Below are 25,364 nucleotides of genomic sequence, written 5' to 3' on the forward strand. Positions count from 1 at the left end.
CCATGACCCGCACCCCGCACCACTCCGTCCACATGCCGAGACGAGCTCATCCACCATCCGGACTTCGGTTGTGACGCGACGCCCCCGGCGGAGAAGATGCGGACATGGCCCCTGCTCTCGTATCGCGTCGTCACGTGGATCTGCTGCGTGTCTCGACCATGCTCTGTCGGGCCATCTCCTGCCGTACATACGGCTGCTGACACTCGTTCAGCCACTTTTCCCGCACGGGCAAACGCCCCGCTCCGCAGTGACGGACTCGCACCGCACCTGACCGCCTCTTTCCAGGGGCGTCGTCCCGCTGTGCCGCCGCGCCCCCCTTGCTTCCCTTCCGTACGGTTCCCTGTCGCACCTGTGCGTCACGGGGCCGTCCCCTGCCTGCTTCCCGAGGTCCTCCATGCCCAGCACCGTGCCCGCAGCCACGCCCGGCGCCCATTCCAGCACCAGTACCGGTGCCAGGAAACAGCCCCTGTTGCACTGGTTCCTGCCCACCGGCGGCGACGGCCGCGACCCCGGCGGCGTCACCGCCGTGCAGGGGCGCACGGACGCCGCCACCCGCCGCCCCGCCGACATCGGCTACCTCTCGCAGGTGGCCCGCGCCGCCGAACAGGCCGGATTCCACTCGCTGTTGACGCCCGTGGGCCTCGGCTGCGTGGACCCGTGGATACTCACCGCCGCCCTCGCCCAGCACACCGAGAAGATCGGCTTCCTGGTCGCCTTCCGGGCCGGATTCGCCAGCCCCACGCTGCTGGCCCAGCAGGCGGACGCGTTCCGCCGGTTCGCGGGCGGCCGGCTGCGGCTGAACGTCGTCACCGGCGGCGACCCCGTCGAGCAGCGGGCGTACGGCGACCACTTGGCGCACGACGAGCGGTACGCCCGCACCGCCGAGCTGATGGCCGCCCTGCGCGCCCTCCTGGAGGGCAAGGACGCCGACCACACGGGCGACCACTTCCGCCTGGAGGGCGCCCGCCTGGTCGACCCCGCCGTGCAGCACCCGGTGCCCCTGTACTTCGGCGGCGCCTCCCCCGCGGCCGAGGACGTCGCCGCCGCGCACGCCGACGTACAACTGCTGTGGGGCGAGCCCCCGACGGCGATCGCCGAGCGCATCGCGCGGCTGCGGGCGAAGACGGAGGCGGTGCGCGGGGAGAGCGCGTCGCTGCGGTTCGGGCTGCGGCTGCACGTCATCGCCCGTGACACCGCCGACCAGGCGTGGGCGGAGGCGGACCGCATCCTGTCCCGGCTCGACCCGGAGGCGGTGCGCGCGAGCCAGGCCCGGTTCGCGGCGATGGACTCCGTGGGGCAGGCCCGGATGGCCGCCCTGCACGGCGGCAGCGCCGACGCCGCCCAGCTGGAGATCGCCCCCAACCTCTGGGCCGGCATCGGTCTCGTACGGGAAGGCGCGGGCACCGCACTGGTGGGCTCGCACGAGGAAGTCGCCCAGCGGCTGTACGAGTACCGGGCGCTCGGCGTCGACGAGTTCGTGCTCTCCGGCTACCCGCACCTGGAGGAGGCGTACCGGGTCGGCGAGGAGGTCGCCCCGCGCCTGCGCGCCCTCGTAGAGGCGGCCGGTGCATGACGCTCACCACCGCCCCCAAGAAGCCCGCCGCCGCCCCGGAGAAGCCCGCCCCCACCACACCCCGCACCGCGCCCCGCTTCGCCGCCCTCCGCTGGGCCGCCCTCCGCTGGGCCGCCCTGCGCCTGGTCGCCCTGGCCGTCCTGCTGGGCGCCTGGCAGCTGGTGGTCGCGGCGGAGCTCTGGCCGCGCGTCCTGGTGCCCTCCCCCGGCGAGGTGTGGCACCAGTTCGTGCAGTCCTCGACCGTCCACGACGGGGTGCGCGGGCAGAGCGGCCACCTGCTGATCGAGCACCTGGGCGTGAGCCTGCGCCGCATCGGCATCGGCACCGGGTACGCGGTCCTCGCAGGTGTGCCGCTGGGGCTGCTGATCGGCGCGGTCCGCCCGATCGCCGTCGTCCTGGAACCCGCCGTGACGTTCCTGCGGACGCTGCCGCCGCTGGCGTACCTCTCGCTGCTCGTCATCTGGTTCGGCATCGACGAGTCGCCGAAGGTGTGGCTGCTGATCATCGCCTCCCTGCCGCCGATCGCCGCCGCGACAGCCGCTGCCGTACGCACGGTTCCCGAGCACCTCATAGAGGCGGCCCGCGCCCTGGGCGCGGGCCCGCTGTCACTGCTGCTGTCGGTACGGCTGCCCTCGGCGCTCCCCGAGATCCTCACCGGTGTGCGCATCGCCGTCGGCGTCGCGTACACCTCCGTGGTCGCGGCGGAGACCATCAACGGCGTCCCCGGCATCGGCGGCATGATCCGCGACGCCCAGCGCTACAACCAGACCGCCGTCGTCATCGTCGGCATCATCGCCATCGGCCTGTCCGGCATCCTCCTCGACGCCCTCCTCAAGGGCCTGGAGCGCGCCCTCGTGCCCTGGCGCGGCCGCAAATGACCACCCAGGCCACCCAGCCCACTCACACCCACCGGAGCCCCGCCATGTCCCCGTTCAGCCGCCGCGCCCTCCTCCTCGCGGCCACCGGCGCCCTCACCGCCCTCACCGCGACCGCCTGCGGCTTCGGCGGCTCCGAGAGCGCGGGCAGCACCGACGCGTCCGGCAAGACCGTCGTCCGCATCGCCTACCAGGCGATACCCAACGCCGACCTGGTGGTGAAGAACCAGCGCCTGCTGGAGAAGGCCCTGCCGGACGTGTCCGTGAAGTGGGTCAAGTTCGACTCCGGCGGCGACGTCAACACCGCGGTGATCGCCGGTTCGGTGGACCTGGGGCTCGCGGGCTCCAGCCCCGTCACCAAGGGCCTCTCCGCGCCCCTGAACATCCCGTACAAGGTGCTCTGGATCCACGACCTGATCGGCGACAACGAAGCCCTCGTCGCCAAGAAGGGCATCAACGGCGTCAAGGACCTGGCGGGCAAGAAGGTCGCCACCCCCTTCGGCTCGACCTCGCACTACTCGCTGCTGGCCGCCCTGAAGTCGGCGGGCGTCCCCGCGGACAAGGTGCAGGTGCTCGACCTCCAGCCGCAGGACGCGCTCGCCGCGTGGAAGCGCGGCGACATCGACGCCGCGTACGTGTGGACGCCGACCCTGGACGAACTGACCAAGGACGGCAAGATCCTCACCACCAGCCGCCAGGTCGCCGACGCGGGCAAGCCGACCGCCGACCTCGGCATCGTCACCGACGCCTTCGCCAAGGAGCACCCCGAGGTCGTCACCGCCTGGCTCAAGGCCCAGGACCAGGCCGTCAAGCAGGCCAAGTCCGACCCGGCGAAGGCGGCGGCCTCCATCGGCAAGGAGCTGAACGTCTCGCCCGCCGACGCACAGCGGCAGCTGAAGCAGTTGGTACTGCTCACGGCGAAGGAGCAGACGGGCGCCGACTACCTGGGCCGCCCCGGCGCCCCCGGCAAGCTGGCCGCGAACCTGCGGGACGCCGCCGGGTTCCTGAAGGGGCAGAAGGCCGTGGACGCGGTGCCGCCGCTCGCGGACTTCCAGAAGGCGCTCGCCGTCGAGGAGTTGAACCGTGCCGCAGGCTGAGACCGTCGTCGCGGGCCCCGAAGTGCTGCTGGAGGACGTCACCGTCCGGTACGGCCGCAACGCGCGCTCCCTGACCACCGCTGTCGAGGGCGTCTCGCTCACCCTGGCCGACGGCGAGTTCACCGTCCTGGTGGGCCCGTCCGGCTGCGGCAAGACGACCCTGCTGCGGGTGGTGGCGGGCTTCGAGCGGGCCACGGAAGGCACCGCTCTGGTACGGGGTTCCGCTCCCGCCCCTGGCACCGGCACCGGTGTCGTCTTCCAGCAGCCACGCCTGTTCCCGTGGCGCACCGTCGGCGGCAACATCGCCTTCGCGCTCGCCCGGCACGGCGTCCCGCGCGAGCAGCGCGCCGCCCGCACCGCCGAACTGCTGGAGCGGGTCGGCCTCGCGGGCAAGGCCGCACGGCGCACCTGGGAGCTGTCGGGCGGCCAGCAGCAGCGGGTGGCGATCGCCCGGGCGCTGGCGGGCGAGCCCCGACTGCTGTTGATGGACGAGCCGTTCGCGGCCCTCGACGCGCTCACCCGTGAGCGCCTCCAGGAGGAAGTGCGCACCCTCGCGGCGACGTCCGGCACCACAGTGCTGTTCGTGACGCACTCGGCGGAGGAGGCGGTGCTGCTCGGCACGCGTGTGCTGGTGATGGCCGCGCCGCCGGGAAGCCCCGGCCGTATCGTCTCGGAACTCGCCGTCGACCTGCCGCGCACCTCCGACACCGACCCGGCGGCCCTGCGCGCCACCCCGGATTTCGCCCGGCTGCGGGGCGAGTTGACGGCCACCATGCGGGAAGCGGCGACGCTGGACGCGTGAGTGCGGGGCGCCGCTCGCACACAGCGGCGCCCCGCACCGTACAGGAAAAGGTCAGCTCCCCAGCCCCGCCCGCTCCCTCAGCTCCTGCCAGACCTTGCGCACCTGGGGCTCCAGCGCCTCCAGCGGCCCGTCGTTGTCGATCACCAGGTCGGCGACGGCGAGCCGCTGCTCGCGCGTGGCCTGCGCCGCCATCCGCCCGCGCGCGTCCTCCTCGGAGGTCCCGCGCAGCCGCACCAGCCGGTCCAACTGGGTCTCGGGGGACGCGTCCACGACGACCACCAGGTCGTACAGCGGCGCCAGTGCGTTCTCCGTCAGCAGGGGTACGTCGTGGACGACGACGGCGTCGGCGGCCGCGGCCTGCTCCAGCTCGGCGGAGCGTGCGCCCACCAGCGGGTGCACGATCGCGTTCAGGACCTTCAGCTGCTGCGGGTCGGCGAAGACGATCGCCCCCAGCGCGGGCCGGTCCAGCGCGCCCTCCGGCGTCAGGATGTCCTTGCCGAACGCCGCCACCACGGCGTCGAGCCCGGGAGTCCCGGGCTCGACGACCTCACGCGCGATCTTGTCGGCGTCCACGACGACCGCGCCGTACGACGCGAGCAGCCGCGACACTTCACTCTTGCCGGCGCCGATACCACCGGTCAGGCCCACTCTCAGCATGACCGGCAGCCTAGAACGCCCGTCCGGCGACCTACAGGTCGCCCTCCCGCTCCGCGAGGAACTTCTCGAATTCCAGGCCGATCTCGTCCGCCGACGGCAGGTCCTTGGCCTCCGCGACGAGGCTGCCGCGCGTCTCCGCGCCCGCCACCGCGTCGTACTGGTGCTCAAGGCCCTGGACCAGCGCGACCAGTTCCTCGTCGCCCTCGCCGACCTGGCGGTCGATCTCGTCCTGCGTGCGGCGGGCCTCTGTGCGCAGCGCGTGCGCCACCGAGGGCAGCACCAGCCCCGTCGCCGCCGTGATCGCCTCCAGGACGGTCAGCGCCGAGTCCGGGTAGGCGGAGCGCGCCACATAGTGCGGCACGTGCGCGGCGACGCCGAGGACGTCGTGGCCCGCCTCCGTCAGCCGGTACTCGACCAGCGACTCCGCCGACCCCGGCACCTGCGCCTCGTCGAACGGGCTGCGGTGCCCCGGCACCAGGTCGGTGCGGTTGCCGTGCGGGGTCAGGCCCACCGGGCGGGTGTGCGGGACGCCCATCGGGATGCCGTGGAAGTTCACCGCGAGGCGCACCCCGAGGCGCTCCACGATCTGGCGCACCGCCGCCGAGAACCGCTCCCACTCGACGTCCGGCTCGGGCCCGGAGAGCAGCAGGAACGGGGCGCCCGTGGCGTCCTGCACCAGGTGCACTTCGAGCGAGGGCGTCTCGTAGTCCGACCACTGGTCACGCTTGAACGTCAGCAGGGGGCGGCGGGCCCGGTAGTCCACCAGCCGGTCGTGGTCGAAGCGCGCCACGACCTGGTGGGGCAGCGTGTCCAGCAGCTTCTCGACGATCTGGTCGCCGGTCTCCCCCGCGTCGATATAGCCGTCGAAGTGGTAGAGCATGACAAGTCCGGCCGACTCCTGGGCCAGCGCCATGTCGACGACGGCCAGCCCCTTCGGCTCCCATGCGTACAAACCCTGCGGATCAAGCACGATTCCCGCTACCTCCTCGCGTTTCACAGGGAAGAACGTGCCGCAGGGCGTGGGCATTCCCTCCGACGGCCCCTTCCCTCATACGAGTGGACAAGCCCACAAGCGGGAACCGCACCAAGATCACCTAAACCGGGCGGACCGAACCACAATCGGGATCACGATCTCGACCACAACCAGGACTGCGACCACGACCCCGCCCGCGCCCCCGCCCGCGACCGCTCACGCCAGCACCCGCGCGTGCAGCGCCCCCACCGCCTTGCGCGCCGACGTGAACGCCCCGTGCTGCCAGGCGTCGGTGTGGCTGAGGTAGTCGCCCGCGAAGTACACCCGCCCCGCCGCCTTGTTGAGGGGCGCGAACGCAGGGGCGTCCGGGCCGCCCGCCAGGGAGTGCCAGGCGGTCTCCAGGTGCGGTGTCTGCCGCCAGTGGTGCGAGAGGTGCGCGGCCAGTTCGGTGCGGTACTTCTCGCCGTGGATCTTGACGCCCTGGGCGACGGCCCGCTCCATGCGCGCCTGCGGCGACAGCTTCGCGTACGCGTCCGCCTGCGCACCGTAGTTGTAGTAGCCGACGATCAGCCCGCGTCGGCCGTGGTGCCCGTACGACGGGTACCAGATGTGCGAGAGGTCCAGGTCGGTCTCGGTGATGCCGCCGTAGATCCGGTGGTCGGACTCCCACCAGCGGCTCTTGTACTCCAGGCCGATCTTGCCCGCGGAGAACGTCTTGCAGGCCTCCAGCGCGCTCTGCACCGCACCGCCCAGGTTGTGCGCGGTCTTGGCCAGGATGTTGGGCGGCAGGGCGGCGATGCAGTAGTCGGCCTCGATGCGTTCGGTGCGCCCGCCGTGGGTATAGGTGACGCTGACGCCGTCGGCACGGTCGGTGATCTTCGTGACGACGGCCCCGGTGCGTATCCGGTGCACCCCGACCGCCCGCGCGAGCGCCCGGGGTATGCGGTCCATGCCGCCGACGGGCTGGAACATCAGCATCGCCTGGTCGTAGCCGAACTCGAAGGAGAAGTAGCGCCCGACACCGCTGGCGAAGACCTCAGAAGCGGACGGCACCCCGCCGAGCTGCACCCCCGGCACCCCCGCCTCCGCCGGGTCGACGGTGAATCCCCTGCGCTCGCTGCCGCTGTACTTCATGCGCTCGCCGAGGTCGCCGTAGTCCTTCAGGAACTCCATCAGGCGCTCCTGGTCGGCGCGGGTGAGCTCCTTGTCGAGGGCGCCCTTGTCGGTGGCCTTGGCGAGCAGCTCGGAAACGTACCCGTAGACGTCCGCCTTGGCGGTGCGATAGCGGACCGGGGACTTCATCCCCGCTTTCTCGTTGTAGAGGTAGGCATTCGCATTGGTGTTGGTGAACACCTCGAGAGGGACGCCGAGTTCGCGGCAGTAGTCCATGGTGACCATCCACTGCGGGATGCGTCCGGGACCGGCGTTCATGTACTGGCCCTCACTGAAGCGCGCGTGCTGGCGCACTCCGTCGACGTCCACGGTGACGTCCCCTCCGCGCACCGTGAAGTTGCGTCCGCCGGTACGGTCCCGGGCCTCCAGGACCGTACAGTCGTAGCCCGCCTTGCCCAGCTCGTACGCACAGGCCAGCCCGGCGATGCCACCGCCCACGACGACGACCTTCGCGGCGCCCCTGCCCTTCAGCGTGAAGTCTCCGCTGCGCGGCGCCCGGAACGCGGGCTCGCGGGCGTCGGCGGCCGCCGTGGGGGCCAGCCCCAGCGCGCCCATGGTGGCGAACATGGCGCCCGCACCGCCGGCCGCGCCGACCTGCTTCAGAAAGCTCCGGCGGCTTCCTGCCCGTACCCCTGCCTCTGCCATCGCGCCAGGCCCCTCTCGCTCCGTCACTCCGTGATCTTGAAGACCCCGGAATCCTGACAACGGATCGTTTCGGCCCGTACGACTTAGCTGTATCCCACAAGTTTCCGTGCGTTACGGAACCGGAAACGCGCCCCGGACACCCCGGACATGCGACAAGGCCCGCTCCCCCGAAGGGGAACGGGCCTTGTCGTTCAGCCAGTTCGGCTCCCGACCGTCACACCGTGACGGTCAGGCGGCCTCGCGACCGGTGAGGGTCAGAGCATTCAGCTCTGGCCGCCCGCCAGCTTCTCGCGGAGCGCGGCCAGGGCCTCGTCCGACGCCAGGGCGCCGGAGTTGTCGTCCGACTCCGAGGAGTACGAACCACCCGAGATACCAGCGCTGGCGTTGCCACCGGCGGCGGCCGGAGCGGCAGCGCCCTCGGCAGCAGCGGCCTCGTCGGCCTCGCGGGACTTGATGACCTGGGCCTGGTGCTGCTCGAAGCGCTGCTGCGCCTCGGCGTACTGACCCTCCCAAGCCTCGCGCTGGGTCTCGAAGCCCTCGAGCCAGTCGTTCGTCTCGGGGTCGAAGCCCTCGGGGTAGATGTAGTTGCCCTGGTCGTCGTACGAGGCAGCCATGCCGTACAGCGTCGGGTCGAACTCGACCGAAGCCGGGTCGGCACCGAAGGACTCGTTGGCCTGCTTCAGCGACAGCGAGATCCGGCGACGCTCGAGGTCGATGTCGATGACCTTGACGAAGATCTCGTCGTTGACCTGGACGACCTGCTCCGGGATCTCCACGTGGCGCTCGGCCAGCTCGGAGATGTGGACCAGACCCTCGATGCCCTCGTCCACGCGGACGAACGCACCGAACGGAACCAGCTTCGTGACCTTACCCGGAACGACCTGGCCGATCTGGTGGGTACGGGCGAACTGCTGCCACGGGTCTTCCTGCGTCGCCTTCAGCGACAGGGAGACACGCTCGCGGTCCATGTCGACGTCGAGGACCTCGACGGTGACTTCCTGGCCGACCTCGACAACCTCGGACGGGTGGTCGATGTGCTTCCAGGAGAGCTCGGAGACGTGCACGAGACCGTCGACGCCACCCAGGTCCACGAAGGCACCGAAGTTGACGATCGAGGAAACGACGCCGGAGCGGACCTGACCCTTCTGGAGGGTCGTGAGGAACGTCTGGCGAACCTCGGACTGGGTCTGCTCGAGCCAGGCACGGCGGGACAGGACCACGTTGTTGCGGTTCTTGTCCAGCTCGATGATCTTGGCCTCGAGCTCCTTGCCCACGTAGGGCTGGAGGTCGCGGACACGACGCATCTCGACGAGGGAGGCCGGCAGGAAGCCACGGAGGCCGATGTCGAGGATGAGACCACCCTTGACGACCTCGATGACGGTGCCGGTGACGATCCCGTCCTCTTCCTTGATCTTCTCGATCGTGCCCCAGGCACGCTCGTACTGAGCGCGCTTCTTGGACAGGATGAGACGGCCTTCCTTGTCCTCCTTCTGGAGAACCAGGGCCTCGATCTCATCGCCCACGGCGACGACCTCGTTGGGGTCGACGTCGTGCTTGATGGAAAGCTCGCGGGACGGGATGACGCCTTCGGTCTTGTAACCGATGTCGAGCAGGACCTCGTCCCGGTCGACCTTCACGATGACGCCGTCGACGATGTCGCCGTCGTTGAAGTACTTGATCGTCTCGTCGATCGCGGCGAGGAAGGCTTCCTCGTTACCGATGTCGTTGACCGCTACCTGCGGGGTGGTAGAGGTGGTCTCGGTGCTGCTCGTCATGTGGGAAAGGGCTCCGGTACGGACAGAAGTCGTAGGTACTGCTACGCCGTGAGCCTGTCGCTCTGCAGAAGCCGGACAGCCGAAGAAGCACCGAACCGGAACACCGGCGGGCGCCTCGAAAACCGAGGAGACATACATACAGATACGAGCGCGGCCTGCTAGGTCTGAGGCGCGCAGGCTCGCAGCGCAACTTGTAGCATACGGGGGCTGCCGGGCAGGGTCAATGCGCGAAGGCACACACCCGGGGCGGAACGCCTCATACCCGGCACAACTCGGGTTCGGCGAGGCCACAATGGGCTTCCCGCTCCCCCTCGACCTCTTCCCCGCGGAACCTCGCCGGAACCCCTCCCGGGTACTCGCCGAGCTCTCGGCGAGTACCCGGGAGGGGTTCCGGCGGAGCCTACTCAGACTATTCAGACGGGCGCAATGATCCACGACGAAAACTCCTCCGACGCCGCCTCACTGGACGCCCTCGGCACCGGGGACGACACCGAGCCCGAGGCCACCCGGCGTGACGCCGACGAGACGGAAAGCAGCCGGGCCAGCCGGGGCTGGTGGGACCGCAACGCGGACGAGTACCAGCTGGACCACGGGACCTTCCTGGGCGATGACCGCTTCGTGTGGGGCCCCGAGGGGCTCGACGAGGTGGAGGCGGAGCTGCTGGGCCCCCCGGAGGACCTCAAGGGGCTCGACGTGCTGGAGATCGGCGCGGGCGCGGCCCAGTGCTCGCGCTGGCTGGTGAAGCAGGGCGCACGCCCGGTCGCCGTCGACCTCTCGCACCGCCAGCTCCAGCACGCGCTGCGGATCGGCGGCGGCGAGGACGGGGTGTCCCTGGTGCAGGCCGACGCCGGGGTGCTGCCGTTCCGGGACGGCTCCTTCGACCTGGCGTGCTCGGCGTACGGGGCGGTGCCCTTCGTCGCGGACCCGGTGAAGGTGTTCCGGGAGGTGCACCGGGTGCTGCGGCCGGGCGGACGGTGGGTGTTCTCGGTGACGCACCCGATCCGCTGGGCGTTCCCGGACGAGCCGGGGCCGGAGGGCCTGTCGGTCTCCGCCTCGTACTTCGACCGCACTCCTTATGTGGAGCAGGACGAGCAGGGGCGTGCGGTGTACGTCGAGCACCACAGGACGCTCGGGGACCGCGTCCGGGACGTCGTCGCCGGGGGCTTCCGGCTGGTGGACCTGGTGGAGCCGGAGTGGCCGGCGTGGAACAGCTCGGAGTGGGGCGGCTGGTCCCCCTTGCGGGGGAATCTGATCCCGGGCTCGGCGATCTTCGTGTGCGAGCGGGACTGACGCCCTTTCCGTACGAGCGGGACTGACCCGTTCCGTACGAGCGGGACTGACGCCCTTCCACGGGCCCGTACGACACTGTGGGGGTGATCCGTAGCGAAGCCCTCGACCAGTTGCCCGTACGCACCGCGGTGCCCGCCCTCGCGCAGGCGCTGGAGGCGCACGGTGCGGCGGTGCTGTGCGCGCCGCCCGGCACCGGCAAGACGACGCTGGTGCCGCTGGTGCTGGCGGGCCTGGTGGGCGGCGGGCCGGTGCGCAGGGTCGTCGTCGCGGAGCCGCGCCGGATCGCCGCCAGGGCGGCGGCGCGGCGCATGGCGTGGCTGCTGGGCGAGCGGGTGGGCGAACGCGTCGGCGTCACCGTGCGCGGCGAGCGCACTGTCTCCAAGGACACCGTCGTGGAGGTCGTCACGACGGGTGTGCTGCTGCAACGGCTTCAGCGCGACCAAGAGTTGACCGGCGTCGACGTCGTCGTGCTCGACGAGTGCCACGAGCGGCATCTCGACGCGGACACCGCAGCCGCCTTCCTCCTGGATGTACGTTCCGCCCTGCGGCCGGAGCTGCGGCTGGTGGCGGCGTCCGCGACGACGGATGCGGCGGGGTGGGCGGATCTGCTGGGCGGCGCACCGGTGGTGGAGGCGCAGGGGGTGTCGCACCCGGTGGAGACGGTGTGGGCGCCGCCCGTGCGGCCGGTGCGTCCGCCGCACGGGATGCGGGTGGATCCTGCGCTGCTGTCGCACGTCGCCGCTGTCGTACGTCGTGCACTCGCCGAGCGCGAGGGCGACGTGTTGTGCTTCCTGCCGGGGGTGGGCGAAATCGCCCGTGTGGCGGGGCAGTTGAGCGGGGTCGGGGCCGAGGTGCTCCAGGTGCACGGGCGGGCCCCTGCGGCCGTGCAGGACGCCGTGCTCGCGGGTTCCTCCGCCGGGCGTCGGGTGGTGCTGGCGACGTCGGTGGCGGAGTCGAGCCTGACCGTGCCGGGGGTGCGCGTCGTCGTGGACTCGGGGCTGGCGCGTGAGCCCCGTACCGACCATGCGCGGGGACTGAGCGCACTGACGACCGTACGGGCGTCCCGCGCGGCGGCACGGCAGCGTGCGGGGCGGGCCGGGCGCGAGGCGCCGGGCGCGGTGTACCGGTGCTGGGACGAGGCCGAGCACGGGCGGCTGCCCGCCTTCCCGAACCCGGAGATCAAGGTGGCCGACCTGGCGGCGTTCGCCCTCCAGGCGGCCTGCTGGGGCGACCCGGACACCTCGGGCCTGGCCCTCCTCGACGCTCCTCCGGCGGGCGCGATGACGGCGGCCCGGGAGGTCCTGACGGCGGTCGGCGCGGTCGACGCGCAGGGCCGGGCCACCGACCGTGGCGTACGGCTGTCGCGGCTCGGCCTGCATCCGCGCCTCGGCCGGGCGCTGCTGGACGGTGCTGCGGAGATCGGGGCGCGGCGGGCGGCGGAGGTGGTGGCGCTGCTGAGCGAGGAGCCGCCCCGGGAGTACGGGGACGACCTGGCGGAGGCGTGGCGGGCGGCCCGGCGCGGGAACGACGCGTACGGGGCCCGTTGGAAGCAGGAGACGCGGCGGCTGGCGTCGGGGGTGCAGGGCGAGGGTGCTCCCCTGGCGGACGACGCGGCGGCCGGCCTGGTGGCGGCCCTCGCCTTCCCCGAGCGGGTGGCGCGGGCGCGCGGCGCGGGGGCGTTCCTGATGGCGTCGGGGACGGGCGCGGAGGTGGGTGAGGGGTCGCGGCTGCGCAGTGCGCCGTGGCTGGCGGTGGCGGTCGCGGACCGTCCGGCGCACGCGGCGTCGGCCCGGGTGCGGCTGGCGGCGGTCGTGGACGAGGAGACGGCGAAGCTGGCGGCGGAGCACCTGTACGGGGTGCGGGAGGAGGTCCGCTGGGAGGGCGGGGACGTGGTGGCCCGGCAGGTGGAGGCGCTGGGGGCGGTGGAGCTGACCGTACGCCCGCTGAAGGAGCTGCCCCGGGAGCAGGTGCGTTCGGCGCTGGTGGAGGGGTTGCGGAAGGAGGGGCTCGGGCTGCTGCGGTGGACGCGGGACGCGCAGGGGCTGCGGGAGCGGCTGGCGTTCCTGCACCGGGAGCTGGGAGCACCGTGGCCGGACGTGGCGGACGGGGCGCTGGTGGAGTGCGCCGGGGAGTGGCTGGAGCCGGAGCTGTCGCGGGCGCGACGGCGTGCGGACCTGGGCCGGATCGAGGCGGGGCAGGCGCTGAACCGGCTGCTGCCGTGGGCGACCGGGGAGGCGACCCGGCTGGACGAGCTGGCACCGGAGCGGATCGAGGTGCCGAGCGGGTCGCGGATCCGGGTGGACTACTCCGGTGAGCAGCCGGTGCTGGCGGTGAAGCTCCAGGAGATGTTCGGGCTGTCGCAGACACCGAGGGTGGGCGTCACCCAGGCCCATAGCGGGGTACCGGTGCTGGTGCATCTTCTGTCACCGGCAGGGCGACCGGTTGCAGTCACAGCGGACCTGGCGTCGTTCTGGCACGAGGGCTACCGGGGCGTACGGGCGGAACTGCGGGGCCGCTACCCGAAGCACCCGTGGCCGGAGGACCCGACACAGGCAGTGGCAACACGACACACCAAGGCACGGACGCCCCTTTAGGGGCGCGGGGCTGGGCCCCCGGTGCTGCCCCCTATGCAAGGGGCGCCGGCACCGGCGGCTCAGCCACGACCGCGGCCGGCCTGCGGCTGCGGGCCTCCAGCCACAGCGCCAGCCCCAGGAGGACAAGGCCGAGTCCGAGGAAGCCCCAGGGCAGATACGAGGTCAGCAGAAGGACCAACGTCCGGTTGGACTTGACGAGCGCGACCGTCGAGTCGACGTAATCCGCCCGCATCTTCACGTGCCCGGCGAACGCCGTCACCTTGTCCCGCCCCTGGAGCAGGCTGCCGCCGCGCATCTCCTCCTGGTGGATCTCCTCCCCGTTCACCGGGGCCCCCGTCACCGGGTCGATCCAGAACATCCGCTTGGTCGTGTACCACATGCTCGTCCCGGTCTGCTTCTCCAGCTTGGTGGAGTCGATCCCCGGCAGCGGCATCTTCTTCGGGTACGGCACCTTGGTCCACGGGATGGTCTGCTCGAAGTAGTAGACCTCCATCCCCCGGAACTCCTGCGTCCCCTTGTAGTGGATCGGGGCGGTGAGGCGGGCGCGCGCGTCGTAGTACTCGTAGTCGCGCTTCTCCGTCAGGAACGGCCACTTGAACTCGATGCCGCGCCGCTGCACCGGGTCCCCGTCGACCATCTCCCCGGTGGCGTGCACGGGGTCCTGGGTGTGTGCGTCGAAGATGTAGCGCTCGGGGATGGTGGAGACCATCTTCCCGTCGGGCCCGGCGATGAAGGAGAGGGCGTCCCAGACGACCACGTCCCGCCCGGCGGTCTTCTCGATCCGCTCCGACTCCTCGACGTTGCCCTTCAGCGTCTGCACGACGGTGAGTTTGTCGACCTTCTTCGGCTGCATGGTGCCGTAGTCGAGGAGGGTCGCGGGCTTCGCCTCCAGGACCATGTCCTGGTACTGGCTGGGCGGGATCTTGGCCAGGCGCGGGAACGCGTACCACCGCAGCAGCGGGGACAGGGCGGTGAAGAACACCGCGAGGGCGAGCAGGACCAGTCCGGCTTTGCGTCGCATCGTGTGCCGCCCCCGCTATTTCTTGACTGCCGGGACGGTGGTCAGCAGCGGTTTCGGCGAGGTCTCGCCGGACGGGGCGCCGATCGCCGTGATCGTGAGGACCAGGGCGAACGCGGCGACCAGCCCCACGGCTGCGGCGATGAGGGCACGCATGTCCCGACTCCCTCCCGGTAGAAGGTTTCTGACGTTCCGTCAGGGAGGGGGCACCGTAGCAACGGCAGCACGAGAGGGGAACACCGAAGCGGGCACGGAAAAAGGGGGAGGCACCGGGTCTGCCCGGCACCTCCCCCTTTCAGGGACCCGCTGCCGCTACGGCTTCGGCGACGAAGAGGCCGACGGGCTCGCGCTCGTCCCCGGCGACTTCGTGGGCGTGGTGGTCGGCTCCTTCGTCGGCTCCTTGGTGGGAGGCGTCGTGGGCGGAGTCGTCGGAGGCGTGGTCGGCGGCGTCGTGGGAGGCGTCGTCGGCGGGGTGGTGGGCGGTGTGGTCGGCGGCGTCGTGGGCGCGGCCGTGACCGTCAGGGTGACGTTCAGCGCCACCCCGTCGGCGACGATGCGCAGCACGTACGTCCCGGCCGTGTCGCCCGCGTACAGCTTCGGCAGCGCGACCGTGCCGTCGGCGGCCGTGACGAGCCCGCCCACGGTGCGTACGGCGGTGCCGTCGGCGGCCTTGAAGTACGGGCCCTTGGTACCGACGACCACGGCGGACACCTTGGCGCCCTTGAGCGCCTTGCCGTCGGCGGTGGCCTTGACCTCGACGGCCCCGGCGAACGCCTCGCCCGCCTCGGCCTTGAGGGCTGCGGCGGACGTGCGGGTGATCGCGTCGGCCTTCGGCGCGGGGGCCTCCTTGGCGGTGACCGTCGCCCAGAACTCGGTGGCCGGTGCGCCCGGCGTCGACGCGCGGATCACGAACGCGCCCGCCTTGTCGCCCGCGTCGAGCACCGGGGCGATCGCCTGGCCGTTCTTGTTGGTGGTGACGGTGGTGCGCAGCGCGTTGCCCGGGAAGCGGGCCTCCGTGGCGCCGACGACCAGGAACTCGACCTTGACGCCCGCGACGGGCTTGCCCGCCTTGTCGAGAACCTGCACACCGGGCCTGGTGGCGAAGTCGTCACCGGCGACGGCGGTCAGTTTTGTGGCGCCGACGGCCTTGAGCCCTGCGGCACCGGTCGGCGTGGTCGGCGGGGTGGTCGGGGTCGGCTTGCCGCCGGGCTTGGTGGTGCCCGGGGTGGGCGGCGCGGTCCCGTTGCCGTTGCCGGTGGGGGTCTTGATGTGGCTGTCGGGCTCGGGGGTGGTCGGCTGGACGCCGGTGCCGTCGGGGACGGTGTGGGTGCCGCGGTTGTAGAAGTCGTACCAGGACAGGACGGTCCGCAGGTACTCGCGCGACTGGTTGTAGCTGAGGATCGCCTTCTCGCGGTCCTTCGGGTTCGTCATGTCGCGGGAGCCCGCGCACAGGTAGTGCCCGGCGGCGAGGGCCGCGTCGTAGATGTTGTTGGGGTCCTTCTTGCCGTCCCCGTTGCCGTCCTTGCCGTTGCGGGCCCAGGTGGAGGGGATGAACTGCATCGGGCCGACGGCGCGGTCGTACGTGCTGTCGCCGTCGTACGCGCCCTTGTCGGTGTCCTTGATGTTCGCGAAGCCGATGCCGTTGAGGACCGGGCCCAGGATCGGCTTGAGGGTGTCGCCCTGGGCGTTGACCTGGCCGCCGCGCGCCTGGCCGGACTCCACCTTGCCGATGGCGGCGAGGAGTTGCCAGGGCATCCGGCAGGACGGGTCGGCGGACTCGATGGCCGCCTGCGCCTTCTTGTACGCGTCCAGGACGGTCGCGGGCAGGCCCGCCTCGACGGTGCCGTCCGGGGCGACCGTGCCGTTGCTCGTGCCCGGCAGGTTGATGCCCGACTCGGGGGCGCCGGGGGTGACGAGCGGCGGAAGGTCCGTGTAGTAGGGGGAGTTGCCGGTGGCCGCCGACTCCGGTCCCGGCTTCGCGCCGGCCGTCTGTCCGTCGTACGTGGTCCCGGCGGCCCCGGGAGCCTGTGATGCGGACAGGGCGGCCACGGCTATCGCCGCGACCGCCGTCGTGGTCGCTCCCTTGCGCAAGCGGCGACCGAACTGTGCAGCCATGCGACTGGTCCCTCCCCATCGGCGGCGGTGCGCGCTCCCCAGCGCGACGACCCACGTGACACTACGACAACTCTTGGCCCCGGAACACAGGCTTCTGAACGCTTTTCACCTCTTCGACACTTTCGTATCCCCTCGTATCCCCAGAAAGTCCGGTCACCGCAGTCCCGCATACTGAGCGTCATCGATCACATGTGGACAAGCTGTGTCCGAGGGGGGACAGCTGTGCCCTAGGGGGGACCCCATGCCGTTCACACTCAGCCATGCCGCCGCGGTGCTGCCGGGCGTGCGCCGCGACGGCACCGGGCGCGGCCCCTTCCTGCCGTCGGCGCTCGTCGCGGGCTCCTTCGCCCCGGACCTGACGTACTTCCTGGCTTCGGTCCTGCCGGGCGGCATGTCCTTCGGCCACTTCACGCACTCGGCCTGGGGCGTCGTCACGGCGGACGTGCTGTGCACGGCGTTGCTGGTGCTGTTGTGGGTGCGTTCGCGCGAGCCGCTGGTGGCGCTGCTGCCGCGGCGGTGGCAGGGGCCGGTGCACGGGTTCGTGCGCGGGGCGCGCTGGGGGGCCGTGTCGCCGTCGCTGGTGGCGAAGTTCGTGCTGTCGGCGGTGGTCGGGTCGCTGACGCATGTGGCGTGGGACCTCTTCACGCATCCCGGGCGGCTCGGCATGGAGCTGTTCCCGGTGCTGGGGAAGATGTACGCGGGCTTCCCCCTCTACACCTATGCGCAGTACGGGTCTTCGGCGCTGGCGGCCGTCGTCCTGTGCTGGTTCGGGGTGACGGCGCTGCGGCGGCAGGCGGGGGCATCGCCCGACGGCGTACCCCTGTGGGACCGGCGCCAGAGGATCCTCGCGCTGACCTTGCTGGGCGGCGGCGCGGTGCTCGGCGCGGTGGCGCGGATCGTGCGCTGGCAGGCCCACCAGACCGTCCCGCTGCGGCCGTTCGACTACATCCCCACGATCTGCTTCGGCGCGGGCGCGGGTCTGCTGGTGGGGCTTGTGCTGTACGTGGTGTGGGCGGGCCGGTGGCATCCCGCGGCACCGGCTTCCAGGGACCGGGAGGCGGCTGCGGACACGGCCGGGGCCCGGACCCGTACCCGATCGCACTGATCGCGCACGGGGCCGGGCCCCGGATCCGGCACCGCGTCAGTGCGCGGCGGACTCCCAGTTCTCGCCGAAGCCGACCGACACGTCGAGCGGCGCCCGCAGTTCGACGGCGCCCGCCATCTCCCGGCGGACGATCTCCTCGACCTTCTTCTTCTCACCCTTGGCGATCTCCAGCACGATTTCGTCGTGCACCTGGAGCAGCATCCGGGACGTGCACCCGGCCTTCTCCAGCGCCGCGTCGACATTCAGCATCGCGACTTTGACGATGTCGGCGGCGGTGCCCTGGATCGGCGCGTTGAGCGCCATCCGCTCGGCCATCTCGCGGCGCTGCCGGTTGTCGCTGTTGAGGTCCGGCAGGTAACGGCGGCGGCCCAGCATCGTCTCCGTGTACCCGGTGGCCCTGGCCTCCTCGACGGCGCGCTGGAGGTAGTCCTGCACCCCGCCGAACCGCTCGAAGAAGGTGTTCATCAGGCCGCGCGCCTCGCCCGCGTCGATGTTCAGCTGCTGCGAGAGGCCGAAGGCGGACAGACCGTAAGCCAGGCCGTACGACATGGCCTTGATCTTGCGGCGCATCTCGGCGTCGACCTCGGAGCGCTCCACGCCGAACACCTGGGAGGCGACCGTGGTGTGCAGGTCCTCGCCGGACTTGAACGCCTCGATGAGGCCCTCGTCCTGTGACAGGTGGGCCATCACGCGCAGTTCGATCTGGCTGTAGTCGGCCGTCATCAGGCACTCGTAGCCCTCGCCGACGACGAAGCCGCGGCGGATCGCGCGGCCCTCGTCGGTGCGGACCGGAATGTTCTGGAGGTTGGGCTCGGTGGAGGACAGGCGTCCGGTCGCGGCCACCGTCTGGTTGAAGGTGGTGTGGATGCGGTCGTCGGCGGCGATCGTCTTGATCAGACCTTCGACGGTCACCCGCAGCTTCGCCTGCTCGCGGTGGCGCAGCATGATCACCGGCAGCTCGTGCTCGGTCTGCGTCGCCAGCCACGCCAGGGCGTCCGCGTCCGTGGTGTAGCCGGTCTTGGTCTTCTTCGTCTTGGGCAGTGCCAGCTCGCCGAAGAGGATCTCCTGGAGCTGCTTGGGCGAGCCGAGGTTGAACTCGCGGCCCGCCGCGTCGTGCGCCTCGGTGACGGCCTGCTGCACCGCGCCCGCGAACTGCTGCTCCATGGCGGTCAGATGCGCGCGGTCGGCGGCGATGCCGTGCCGCTCCAGACGGGCCAGCAGGATCGAGGTGGGCAGCTCCACGTCGTGCAGCAGCTCGGCAGCGCCGACCTCCTTCAGCTTCTGGGTGAAGGCGTCGCCCAGGTCGAGGATCGTACGGGCCTGCCCCATCAGGGCGTCCGCCTCGGCCCGCTCGTCCTCCTCGGAGCCGAACGCGAGCTGCCCCTCGGCAGCGGCGGCCGGGGCCAGCTCGCGGCCCAGGTACTCCACCGACAGGGCGTCCAGCGCGAAGGAACGGCGGCCCGGCTTGACCAGGTAGGCGGCGAGCGCGGTGTCCATGGTGACGCCGTTCAGCGACCAGCCGTGCTCGGGCAGGACCCGCATCGCACCCTTGGCGTTGTGCAGGACCTTCGGGCGCTTCGCGTCGGCGAACCAGGCGGCGACGGCCTTGCCGTCGGCCTCGTCGAGCTGCGACGGGTCGAACCAGGCGGCCGCCCCGTCGGCTGCGGCGAGCGCGATCTCGGTGACGCTGCCCGTGCCCAGGGACCAGGTGTCCACCGTGGCGACGCCCAGCGGCTGCGCGCCGTGCTCCGCCAGCCAGGGGGCGACCTCGCCGGTGCCGAGCACCGAGCCGTCCAGCTCCAGACCTGCTTCCGGGGCGGCGGCCTCCTCCTCGGCGGCCCCCGGGTCCACCGCGTACAGGCGCTCGCGCAGGGACGGGTTGCGGATCTCCAGGACGTCCAGGACACCGGCGACGGCGTCCCGGTCGTACGGGGCGCGCTCCAGGTCGGCCGGGGTCTTGGGCAGCTCGACGTCGCGCACCATCTCGGTGAGCTTGCGGTTGAGCTTGACGGCGTCCAGGTGGTCGCGGAAGTTCTGCCCGGCCTTGCCCTTGACCTCCTCGGCGCGCTCGACCAGGTCGGCGAACGAACCGAACTGGTTGATCCACTTCGCGGCGGTCTTCTCGCCGACGCCCGGGATGCCCGGGAGGTTGTCCGACGGGTCGCCGCGCAGCGCCGCGAAGTCCGGGTACTGCTGCGGGGTCAGCCCGTACTTCTCCTCGACCTTCTCCGGGGTGAAGCGGGTCAGCTCGGAGACGCCCTTGGTGGGGTACAGCACGGTGACGTGCTCGGTGATGAGCTGGAAGGAGTCGCGGTCGCCGGTGACGATCAGTACGTCGAAGCCGGCGGCCTCGGCCTGGGTGGCGAGCGTGGCGATCACGTCGTCGGCCTCGAAGCCGTCGATCGCGAAGCGGTCCACGTGCATCGCGTCCAGGAGCTCGCCGATCAGCTCGACCTGGCCCTTGAACTCGTCGGGGGTCTTGGAGCGGTTCGCCTTGTACTCCGGGAACTCCTCGGAGCGCCAGGTCTTGCGGGACACGTCGAACGCCACGGCGAGGTGCGTGGGCGCCTCGTCACGCAACGTGTTCGCCAGCATCGACGCGAAGCCGTAAATGGCGTTCGTCGGCTGGCCGGTCGCGGTCGTGAAGTTCTCCGCGGGCAGCGCGAAGAACGCACGGTAGGCCAGGGAGTGCCCGTCCATGAGGAGCAGGCGGGGGCGCGCCCCGGCGGTCTCAGGGGTCTTGTCTGCGGTCTTCGCTGCTGTTTTTGCCACGCCCCCGATCCTAGGCGGCGCCACTGACAATCCGGTCCGCCCGCCGGTCACGCCCCGCCCCTGACGTACTCACTGTCAGTGGTCCGTGACAGGATCGAAGAGGTACTCATCAGGTTGAAGGATCCACCGCTCGAAGGGGAGCGCCATGGCAGCGAAGCCGCCCGCAGGGGACCCGGTCCAGGACGCACCGCAGGTCGCGGCCCCCCAGCACGCCGCCGCCGGGCTGCCCGCCATCGCGCACACCCTGCGCGCCGCCCATCAGCAGATGGGTACGGTCCGCACCGCCCGCACCCTCCTGAAGGTCAACCAGAAGGACGGCTTCGACTGTCCGGGCTGCGCCTGGCCGGAGGAGGACAAGCGGCACACGGCGGAGTTCTGCGAGAACGGCGCGAAGGCGGTCGCCGAGGAGGCCACCGTCCGCCGGGTCACCCCGGCCTTCTTCGCCCAGCACCCGGTCTCCGACCTCACGGAGCGCAGCGGGTACTGGCTGGGGCAGCAGGGCCGGATCACCGAGCCGATGTTCCTGGACGAGGGTGCGGACAGGTACGTGCCCGTCACTTGGGAGCGCGCCTTCGAGCTGATCGGCAGCGAGCTGAAGGCGCTCGGCTCCCCCGACGAGGCCGTCTTCTACACCTCGGGCCGCACGAGCAACGAGGCGGCGTTCCTGCTCCAGCTCTTCGCCCGCGAGTTCGGTACGAACAACCTGCCCGACTGCTCCAACATGTGCCACGAGTCCTCCGGCTCCGCGCTCACGGAGACCATCGGCATCGGCAAGGGCAGCGTCTCCCTCGACGACCTGCACAAGGCCGAGCTGATCATCGTCGCCGGGCAGAACCCGGGCACGAACCACCCGCGCATGCTGACCGCCCTGGAGAAGGCCAAGCACGCGGGCGCGCAGATCATCTCGGTGAATCCGCTGCCCGAGGCCGGTCTTGAGCACTTCAAGAACCCGCAGACCCCGCAGGGCATGCTCAAGGGCACCTCCCTCACCGACCTCTTCCTCCAGATCCGCCTCGGCGGCGACCAGGCCCTCTTCCGCCTGCTCAACAAGCTGATCCTGGACACGCCGGGCGCGGTCGACGAGCTGTTCGTACGGGAACACACCCACGGGTACGAGGAGTTCGCCGCCGCCGCGAAGGCCGCCGACTGGGACGAGACGCTCACCGCGACCGGCCTGGAGCGCGCCGACATCGAGCGCGCCCTGAAGCTGGTCCTCGCCTCCAAGAGCGTCATCGTCTGCTGGGCGATGGGCCTCACCCAGCACAAGCACTCCGTGCCCACCATCCGCGAAGTCGTCAACTTCCTCCTGCTGCGCGGCAACATCGGACGCACCGGAGCCGGTGTGTGCCCGGTGCGCGGCCACTCCAACGTCCAGGGCGACCGCACCATGGGCATCTTCGAGCGGCCCGCCCCTGCCTTCCTCGACGCCCTCGACAAGGAATTCGGCATCACCTCGCCCCGCCACCACGGGTACGACGTGGTCCGCGCCATCCAGGCGCTGCGCGACGGCGACGCCAAGGTGTTCTTCGCGATGGGCGGCAACTTCGTGGCCGCCACCCCCGACACGCACGTCACCGAGGCCGCGATGCGCCGGGCCCGGCTCACCGTGCACGTGTCGACCAAGCTGAACCGCTCGCACGTCGTCACGGGCACCCGCGCGCTGATCCTGCCCACGCTCGGCCGCACCGACAAGGACGTGCAGAAGAGCGGCAAGCAGTTCGTCACCGTCGAGGACTCGATGAGCATGGTGCACGCCTCGCGCGGGAACCTGCCGCCCGCGAGCAGGCATCTGCTCTCCGAGCCCGCCATCGTCGCCCGTATGGCGCGTGCCGCCCTCGGCAAGGAGTCCGCCACGCCCTGGGAGGAGTTCGAGCAGGACTACGGGCTCATCCGCGACCGGATCTCCCGGGTCGTCCCCGGCTTCGAGGACTTCAACTCCCGCGTCGCCAGGCCCGGCGGTTTCGTCCTCCCGCACGGCCCCCGCGACGAGCGCCGCTTCCCGACGGCCACCGGCAAGGCCAACTTCACGGCGGCCCCCATCGAGTACCCCGAACTGCCCGAGGGGCGGCTGCTGTTGCAGACCCTGCGCTCCCACGACCAGTACAACACCACGATCTACGGCCTCGACGACCGCTACCGGGGCATCAAGGACGGCCGCCGCGTCGTCCTGGTCAACCCCGAGGACGCGCAGGCGCTGGGGCTCGCTGACGGCTCGTACACCGATCTGATCAGCGAGTGGAAGGACGGCGTCGAGCGGCGCGCACCGGGCTTCCGCGTCGTGCACTACCCGACCGCGCGCGGCTGCGCGGCCGCCTACTACCCGGAGACGAACGTCCTGGTGCCGCTGGACGCCACCGCCGACACCAGCAACACCCCCGCCAGCAAGTCCGTGGTGGTCCGTCTGGAACAATCACCGACCGTCTGAGCGTTCGCTTAGTCACCCGGACCAGACAGTCCGGCCACCGGACCTCACGGTCACGCACATCGAACGGAGCCTGGCCCATGGGCGAGCAGTCCACCGCGAAGTTCCCGCAGGAAGTCGTCGACGAGTACGCGGCACTCGGCGTCGACCTGGTGTCGATGTTCTCCGCCGGCCACCTCGGCACGCGCATGGGCGTCGAGATCGTCGAGGCCTCCGCGGACCGCGTCGTCGGCACCATGCCCGTCGAGGGCAACACCCAGCCGTACGGCCTGCTGCACGGCGGCGCGTCCGCCGTCCTCGCCGAGACGCTGGGCTCGGTCGGCGCGATGCTGCACGGCGGCAGCAAGAAGCTCGCCGTCGGCGTGGACCTCAACTGCACCCACCACCGCAGCGCCCGCAGCGGACTGGTGACCGGCACGGCCACCCCCGTCCACCGCGGACGCTCCACGGCGACCTACGAGATCGTCATCACCGACGAGCAGGACAAGCGGGTCTGCACGGCCCGTCTGACCTGCATGCTCCGGGAGATCGACCCCGCCGCGGTCAAGGGCTGACCGGCAGCGTCACACTGCTGAGCCCGGCCCGGACCGACATCTGCGTCCCGGCCGGGTAGCGCAGGGTGTAGTCGAAGTCCGTCGACACGAGGACGACACCGAGACGGTGCCCCTTCTTGAAGACGTACTCCTGCGGCTGCATCCCCCACTTCAGGGCGTACTCCCGGCCCTCGACGACCTTGTCCTGGCGGGACGGCGAATTCCGGTTGCGAATATCCAGCCACCCCCGGGAGACGATCTTGAAGTCGGCGCTCTCCGTGCGGTGCCTGGTGCGGTACCTGCACCCGGTGTCGCCCGGTATGCCCGTCCCGTAGCAGGTCTGCGGCTGCGTGGTGTCCTGGAAGACGCCCGACGTGGCCCGGGTGTCCTTCCCGTAGTCCACCAAAAACGCCGTCACGTATGGCGAGGTGCCCTTGAGCGAGGCCACCACCGACAGCTTCGGCACGCCGTTGACCCGCAGGTCCTTCGTCAGGGCGCCCGTTGTGTACGCGAGGCGGTTCGGGTTGTCCGCGTCCGGCGCGGCCACCAGCTGCTCGGCCTTCACCGTACGGCCCGCGTCCGTCAGGGTCTCCTTGACCGGGAAGCCGGGCCACGCCCCGAGCCGTCCGTCCGCGTTCAGCCGCAGCGTCTGCTCCCGGGTGCCGCGCGCCGGCCACTCCGACTGCCGCTTCCAGGTGAAGTCGGCCTGCTCGACGTCGACCTTGGGCTCGTCGAGGGCACCGTTCTTCAGCCCGTACAGCCAGTAGTCGAACCACTGGTGGGTCTGCCGCAGCCACTCCTCCATGCGCAGCGGCATGGGGTCGCTGTGCCCGGCCTGGTGCAGCCACATCTTGCGCGGGACGTTGTGCTTCTTCAGGGCGTCCCACAGCTGCACGGAGTTCTTGGTCTTGACGTTCCAGTCGTTGAAGCCGTGCACGACGAAGACCCCGGCCTTGATCTTCCCGACGTCCTTCAGGTAGTCCCGCTCCTTCCAGAACGGGGTGTAGTCCCCGCTCTCGCGGTCCTGCTCGGCGGTCAGCCGGTCATGGACCGGAGCACAAACCTCCGGATTCTTCCGGCTGTTGACGCCCTTGGCGAGGATGTCGGTGTCCTCGCCCTGGTAGCCGCCCGGCGCGACGACCCCGCCGTTCGCCCGGTAGTAGTCGTACCAGGACGAAATCCCCGAGATCGGCACGATCGCCTTGAGGCCCTTCACGCCGGTCGAGGCGACGGCGGTGGGCAGGGTGCCGTTGTACGAGATGCCCATCATCGCCGAATTGCCCGTCGACCAGGAGGCCTCGACCGGCTTGCCGTCCGGGTCCCAGCCCTTGGCGCGGCCGGCCAGCCAGTCGACGGCGGCCTTCGCACCGAGGGTCTCGTTGCGGCCGCCGGAGGTCGAACAGCCGGTGGCCTCACCGGAGCCCACGTTGTCGACCTGGGCGACCGCGTAGCCGCGCGGCAGGTAGTAGTTGTCGTAGTAGCCGCCGTACGTCACCGGGCCCGCCGCCGCGAGGGAGGGCACGCGGGACTCGCCCAGGCGCTTGCCCAGCGGCAGTCCGTCGCCGTCCAGGTCGACGTTGTGGAAGGGCACTTCGGGGCCGCCGCCCCAGTACGGGCTGGCCTCGATGATGGTGGCCACCTTCAGCCCGGCGTCGGTCTCCTTGGGGCGCAGGATCCGCATCCGGATCGTGTCCCGCTTGCCGTCGAGGTCACTGTCGGTCTCGGTCTCGACGTCGACCTGCTGGTAGACGGCGTCGGCGCGGGAGAACACCGGCTGCGTCTCGTTGTTGACGATCTTCAGCGCGGGATCGGGCGCCGGTTCCGGCGCGGCGGCGGCCGGGGTGGGCAGCGCGGTGAGCAGGGAGGCGGCGAGGGCCGCCATGCCCCACTTGCGTACCGCTCGGGTACGGGACGCCGTACGGGGTGTGCTCGGTCTCGCCATCGT

18 protein-coding genes are annotated in these 25,364 nt (G+C 71.2%); 9 read left to right on the plus strand and 9 right to left on the minus strand.

From position 1 onward, the window contains the following. Positions 1-394 precede the first annotated feature (394 nt). Genes IE269_RS05380 through IE269_RS05395 form a run of 4 tightly spaced genes read left to right on the plus strand, consistent with a single transcriptional unit; the run spans position 395 to position 4,347 of the window. Complete coding sequence (locus tag IE269_RS05380) at positions 395-1,573, plus strand: LLM class flavin-dependent oxidoreductase (protein WP_189821579.1); 1,179 nt, start codon at positions 395-397, stop codon at positions 1,571-1,573. Next, a complete protein-coding gene (locus IE269_RS05385) occupies positions 1,570-2,451 on the plus strand; it encodes an ABC transporter permease (RefSeq protein ID WP_189821580.1) in 882 nt (293 codons plus the stop codon). The genes IE269_RS05380 and IE269_RS05385 overlap by 4 nt, the downstream gene beginning before the upstream one ends. 44 nt (positions 2,452-2,495) lie before the next feature. Beyond that, on the plus strand, positions 2,496-3,545 hold the full coding sequence (locus IE269_RS05390; RefSeq protein WP_189821581.1) for a taurine ABC transporter substrate-binding protein: 1,050 nt from the start codon (positions 2,496-2,498) through the stop codon (positions 3,543-3,545). After that, complete coding sequence (locus IE269_RS05395) at positions 3,532-4,347, plus strand: ABC transporter ATP-binding protein (protein ID WP_189821582.1); 816 nt, start codon at positions 3,532-3,534, stop codon at positions 4,345-4,347. Before IE269_RS05390 ends, IE269_RS05395 begins: the two co-directional genes overlap by 14 nt. A 51-nt stretch (positions 4,348-4,398) precedes the next feature. Here the strand turns inward: IE269_RS05395 and coaE are convergent, their stop codons facing one another. The 4 genes from coaE to rpsA form a co-directional block, all read right to left on the minus strand. Next, positions 4,399-5,004: a dephospho-CoA kinase gene (gene coaE, locus IE269_RS05400; RefSeq protein WP_189821583.1), complete on the minus strand. Its 606-nt coding sequence runs from the start codon at positions 5,002-5,004 to the stop codon at positions 4,399-4,401. Positions 5,005-5,035: 31 nt separating this feature from the next. After that, entirely contained in the window at positions 5,036-5,974 is a 939-nt protein-coding gene (locus tag IE269_RS05405) for a PAC2 family protein (RefSeq protein WP_189821584.1), read from the minus strand. Positions 5,975-6,193: 219 nt separating this feature from the next. After that, entirely contained in the window at positions 6,194-7,717 is a 1,524-nt protein-coding gene (locus tag IE269_RS05410; RefSeq protein ID WP_189822053.1) for a flavin monoamine oxidase family protein, read from the minus strand. Positions 7,718-8,058: 341 nt separating this feature from the next. Continuing rightward, a complete protein-coding gene (gene rpsA, locus IE269_RS05415; RefSeq protein WP_189821585.1) occupies positions 8,059-9,570 on the minus strand; it encodes a 30S ribosomal protein S1 in 1,512 nt (503 codons plus the stop codon). 426 nt (positions 9,571-9,996) lie between these two features. Between rpsA and IE269_RS05420 the strand changes: the two genes are divergently transcribed. Together IE269_RS05420 and hrpB are read left to right on the plus strand one after the other, a co-directional pair. Then, positions 9,997-10,860, plus strand: coding sequence for a class I SAM-dependent methyltransferase (locus IE269_RS05420; protein WP_229897844.1), 864 nt, complete (start codon positions 9,997-9,999; stop codon positions 10,858-10,860). A gap of 83 nt (positions 10,861-10,943) precedes the next feature. After that, positions 10,944-13,454: an ATP-dependent helicase HrpB gene (gene hrpB / locus IE269_RS05425; RefSeq protein WP_189821586.1), complete on the plus strand. Its 2,511-nt coding sequence runs from the start codon at positions 10,944-10,946 to the stop codon at positions 13,452-13,454. Positions 13,455-13,485: 31 nt separating this feature from the next. On the opposite strand, the gene pgfA is transcribed toward hrpB, so the two are convergent. The 3 genes from pgfA to IE269_RS05440 all read right to left on the minus strand — a co-directional run bounded on the left by pgfA (position 13,486) and on the right by IE269_RS05440 (position 16,587). After that, entirely contained in the window at positions 13,486-14,475 is a 990-nt protein-coding gene (gene pgfA, locus IE269_RS05430) for a cell envelope lipid trafficking protein PgfA (RefSeq protein WP_189821587.1), read from the minus strand. Positions 14,476-14,490: 15 nt separating this feature from the next. After that, a complete protein-coding gene (locus IE269_RS05435; RefSeq protein WP_189821588.1) occupies positions 14,491-14,628 on the minus strand; it encodes an SPW_0924 family protein in 138 nt (45 codons plus the stop codon). Between the two features lie 156 nt (positions 14,629-14,784). Then, a complete protein-coding gene (locus tag IE269_RS05440) occupies positions 14,785-16,587 on the minus strand; it encodes a lytic transglycosylase domain-containing protein (protein ID WP_189821589.1) in 1,803 nt (600 codons plus the stop codon). A 241-nt stretch (positions 16,588-16,828) separates the two neighbouring features. Here IE269_RS05440 and IE269_RS05445 point away from each other — a divergent pair, with 241 nt between their 5' ends. Continuing rightward, entirely contained in the window at positions 16,829-17,692 is an 864-nt protein-coding gene (locus IE269_RS05445) for a DUF4184 family protein (RefSeq protein WP_189821590.1), read from the plus strand. Between the two features lie 36 nt (positions 17,693-17,728). Here IE269_RS05445 and polA read toward each other — a convergent pair whose 3' ends face one another. Next, a complete protein-coding gene (polA, locus tag IE269_RS05450) occupies positions 17,729-20,392 on the minus strand; it encodes a DNA polymerase I (protein ID WP_189822055.1) in 2,664 nt (887 codons plus the stop codon). A gap of 217 nt (positions 20,393-20,609) precedes the next feature. On the opposite strand from polA, the gene IE269_RS05455 reads away from it, so the two are divergent. Next, positions 20,610-22,889, plus strand: coding sequence for an FdhF/YdeP family oxidoreductase (locus IE269_RS05455; protein WP_189821591.1), 2,280 nt, complete (start codon positions 20,610-20,612; stop codon positions 22,887-22,889). Between the two features lie 77 nt (positions 22,890-22,966). Further along, a complete protein-coding gene (locus IE269_RS05460; RefSeq protein WP_189821592.1) occupies positions 22,967-23,440 on the plus strand; it encodes a PaaI family thioesterase in 474 nt (157 codons plus the stop codon). Here IE269_RS05460 and IE269_RS05465 read toward each other — a convergent pair. Next, positions 23,430-25,361: a Xaa-Pro dipeptidyl-peptidase gene (locus IE269_RS05465; protein ID WP_189821593.1), complete on the minus strand. Its 1,932-nt coding sequence runs from the start codon at positions 25,359-25,361 to the stop codon at positions 23,430-23,432. The two genes, IE269_RS05460 and IE269_RS05465, sit on opposite strands and share 11 nt — an antisense overlap. Between the last annotated feature and the right edge of the window lie 3 nt (positions 25,362-25,364).

Source organism: Streptomyces spiroverticillatus (genome assembly GCA_014650415.1).
GTDB classification, from domain to species: Bacteria; Actinomycetota; Actinomycetes; order Streptomycetales; family Streptomycetaceae; genus Streptomyces; species Streptomyces spiroverticillatus.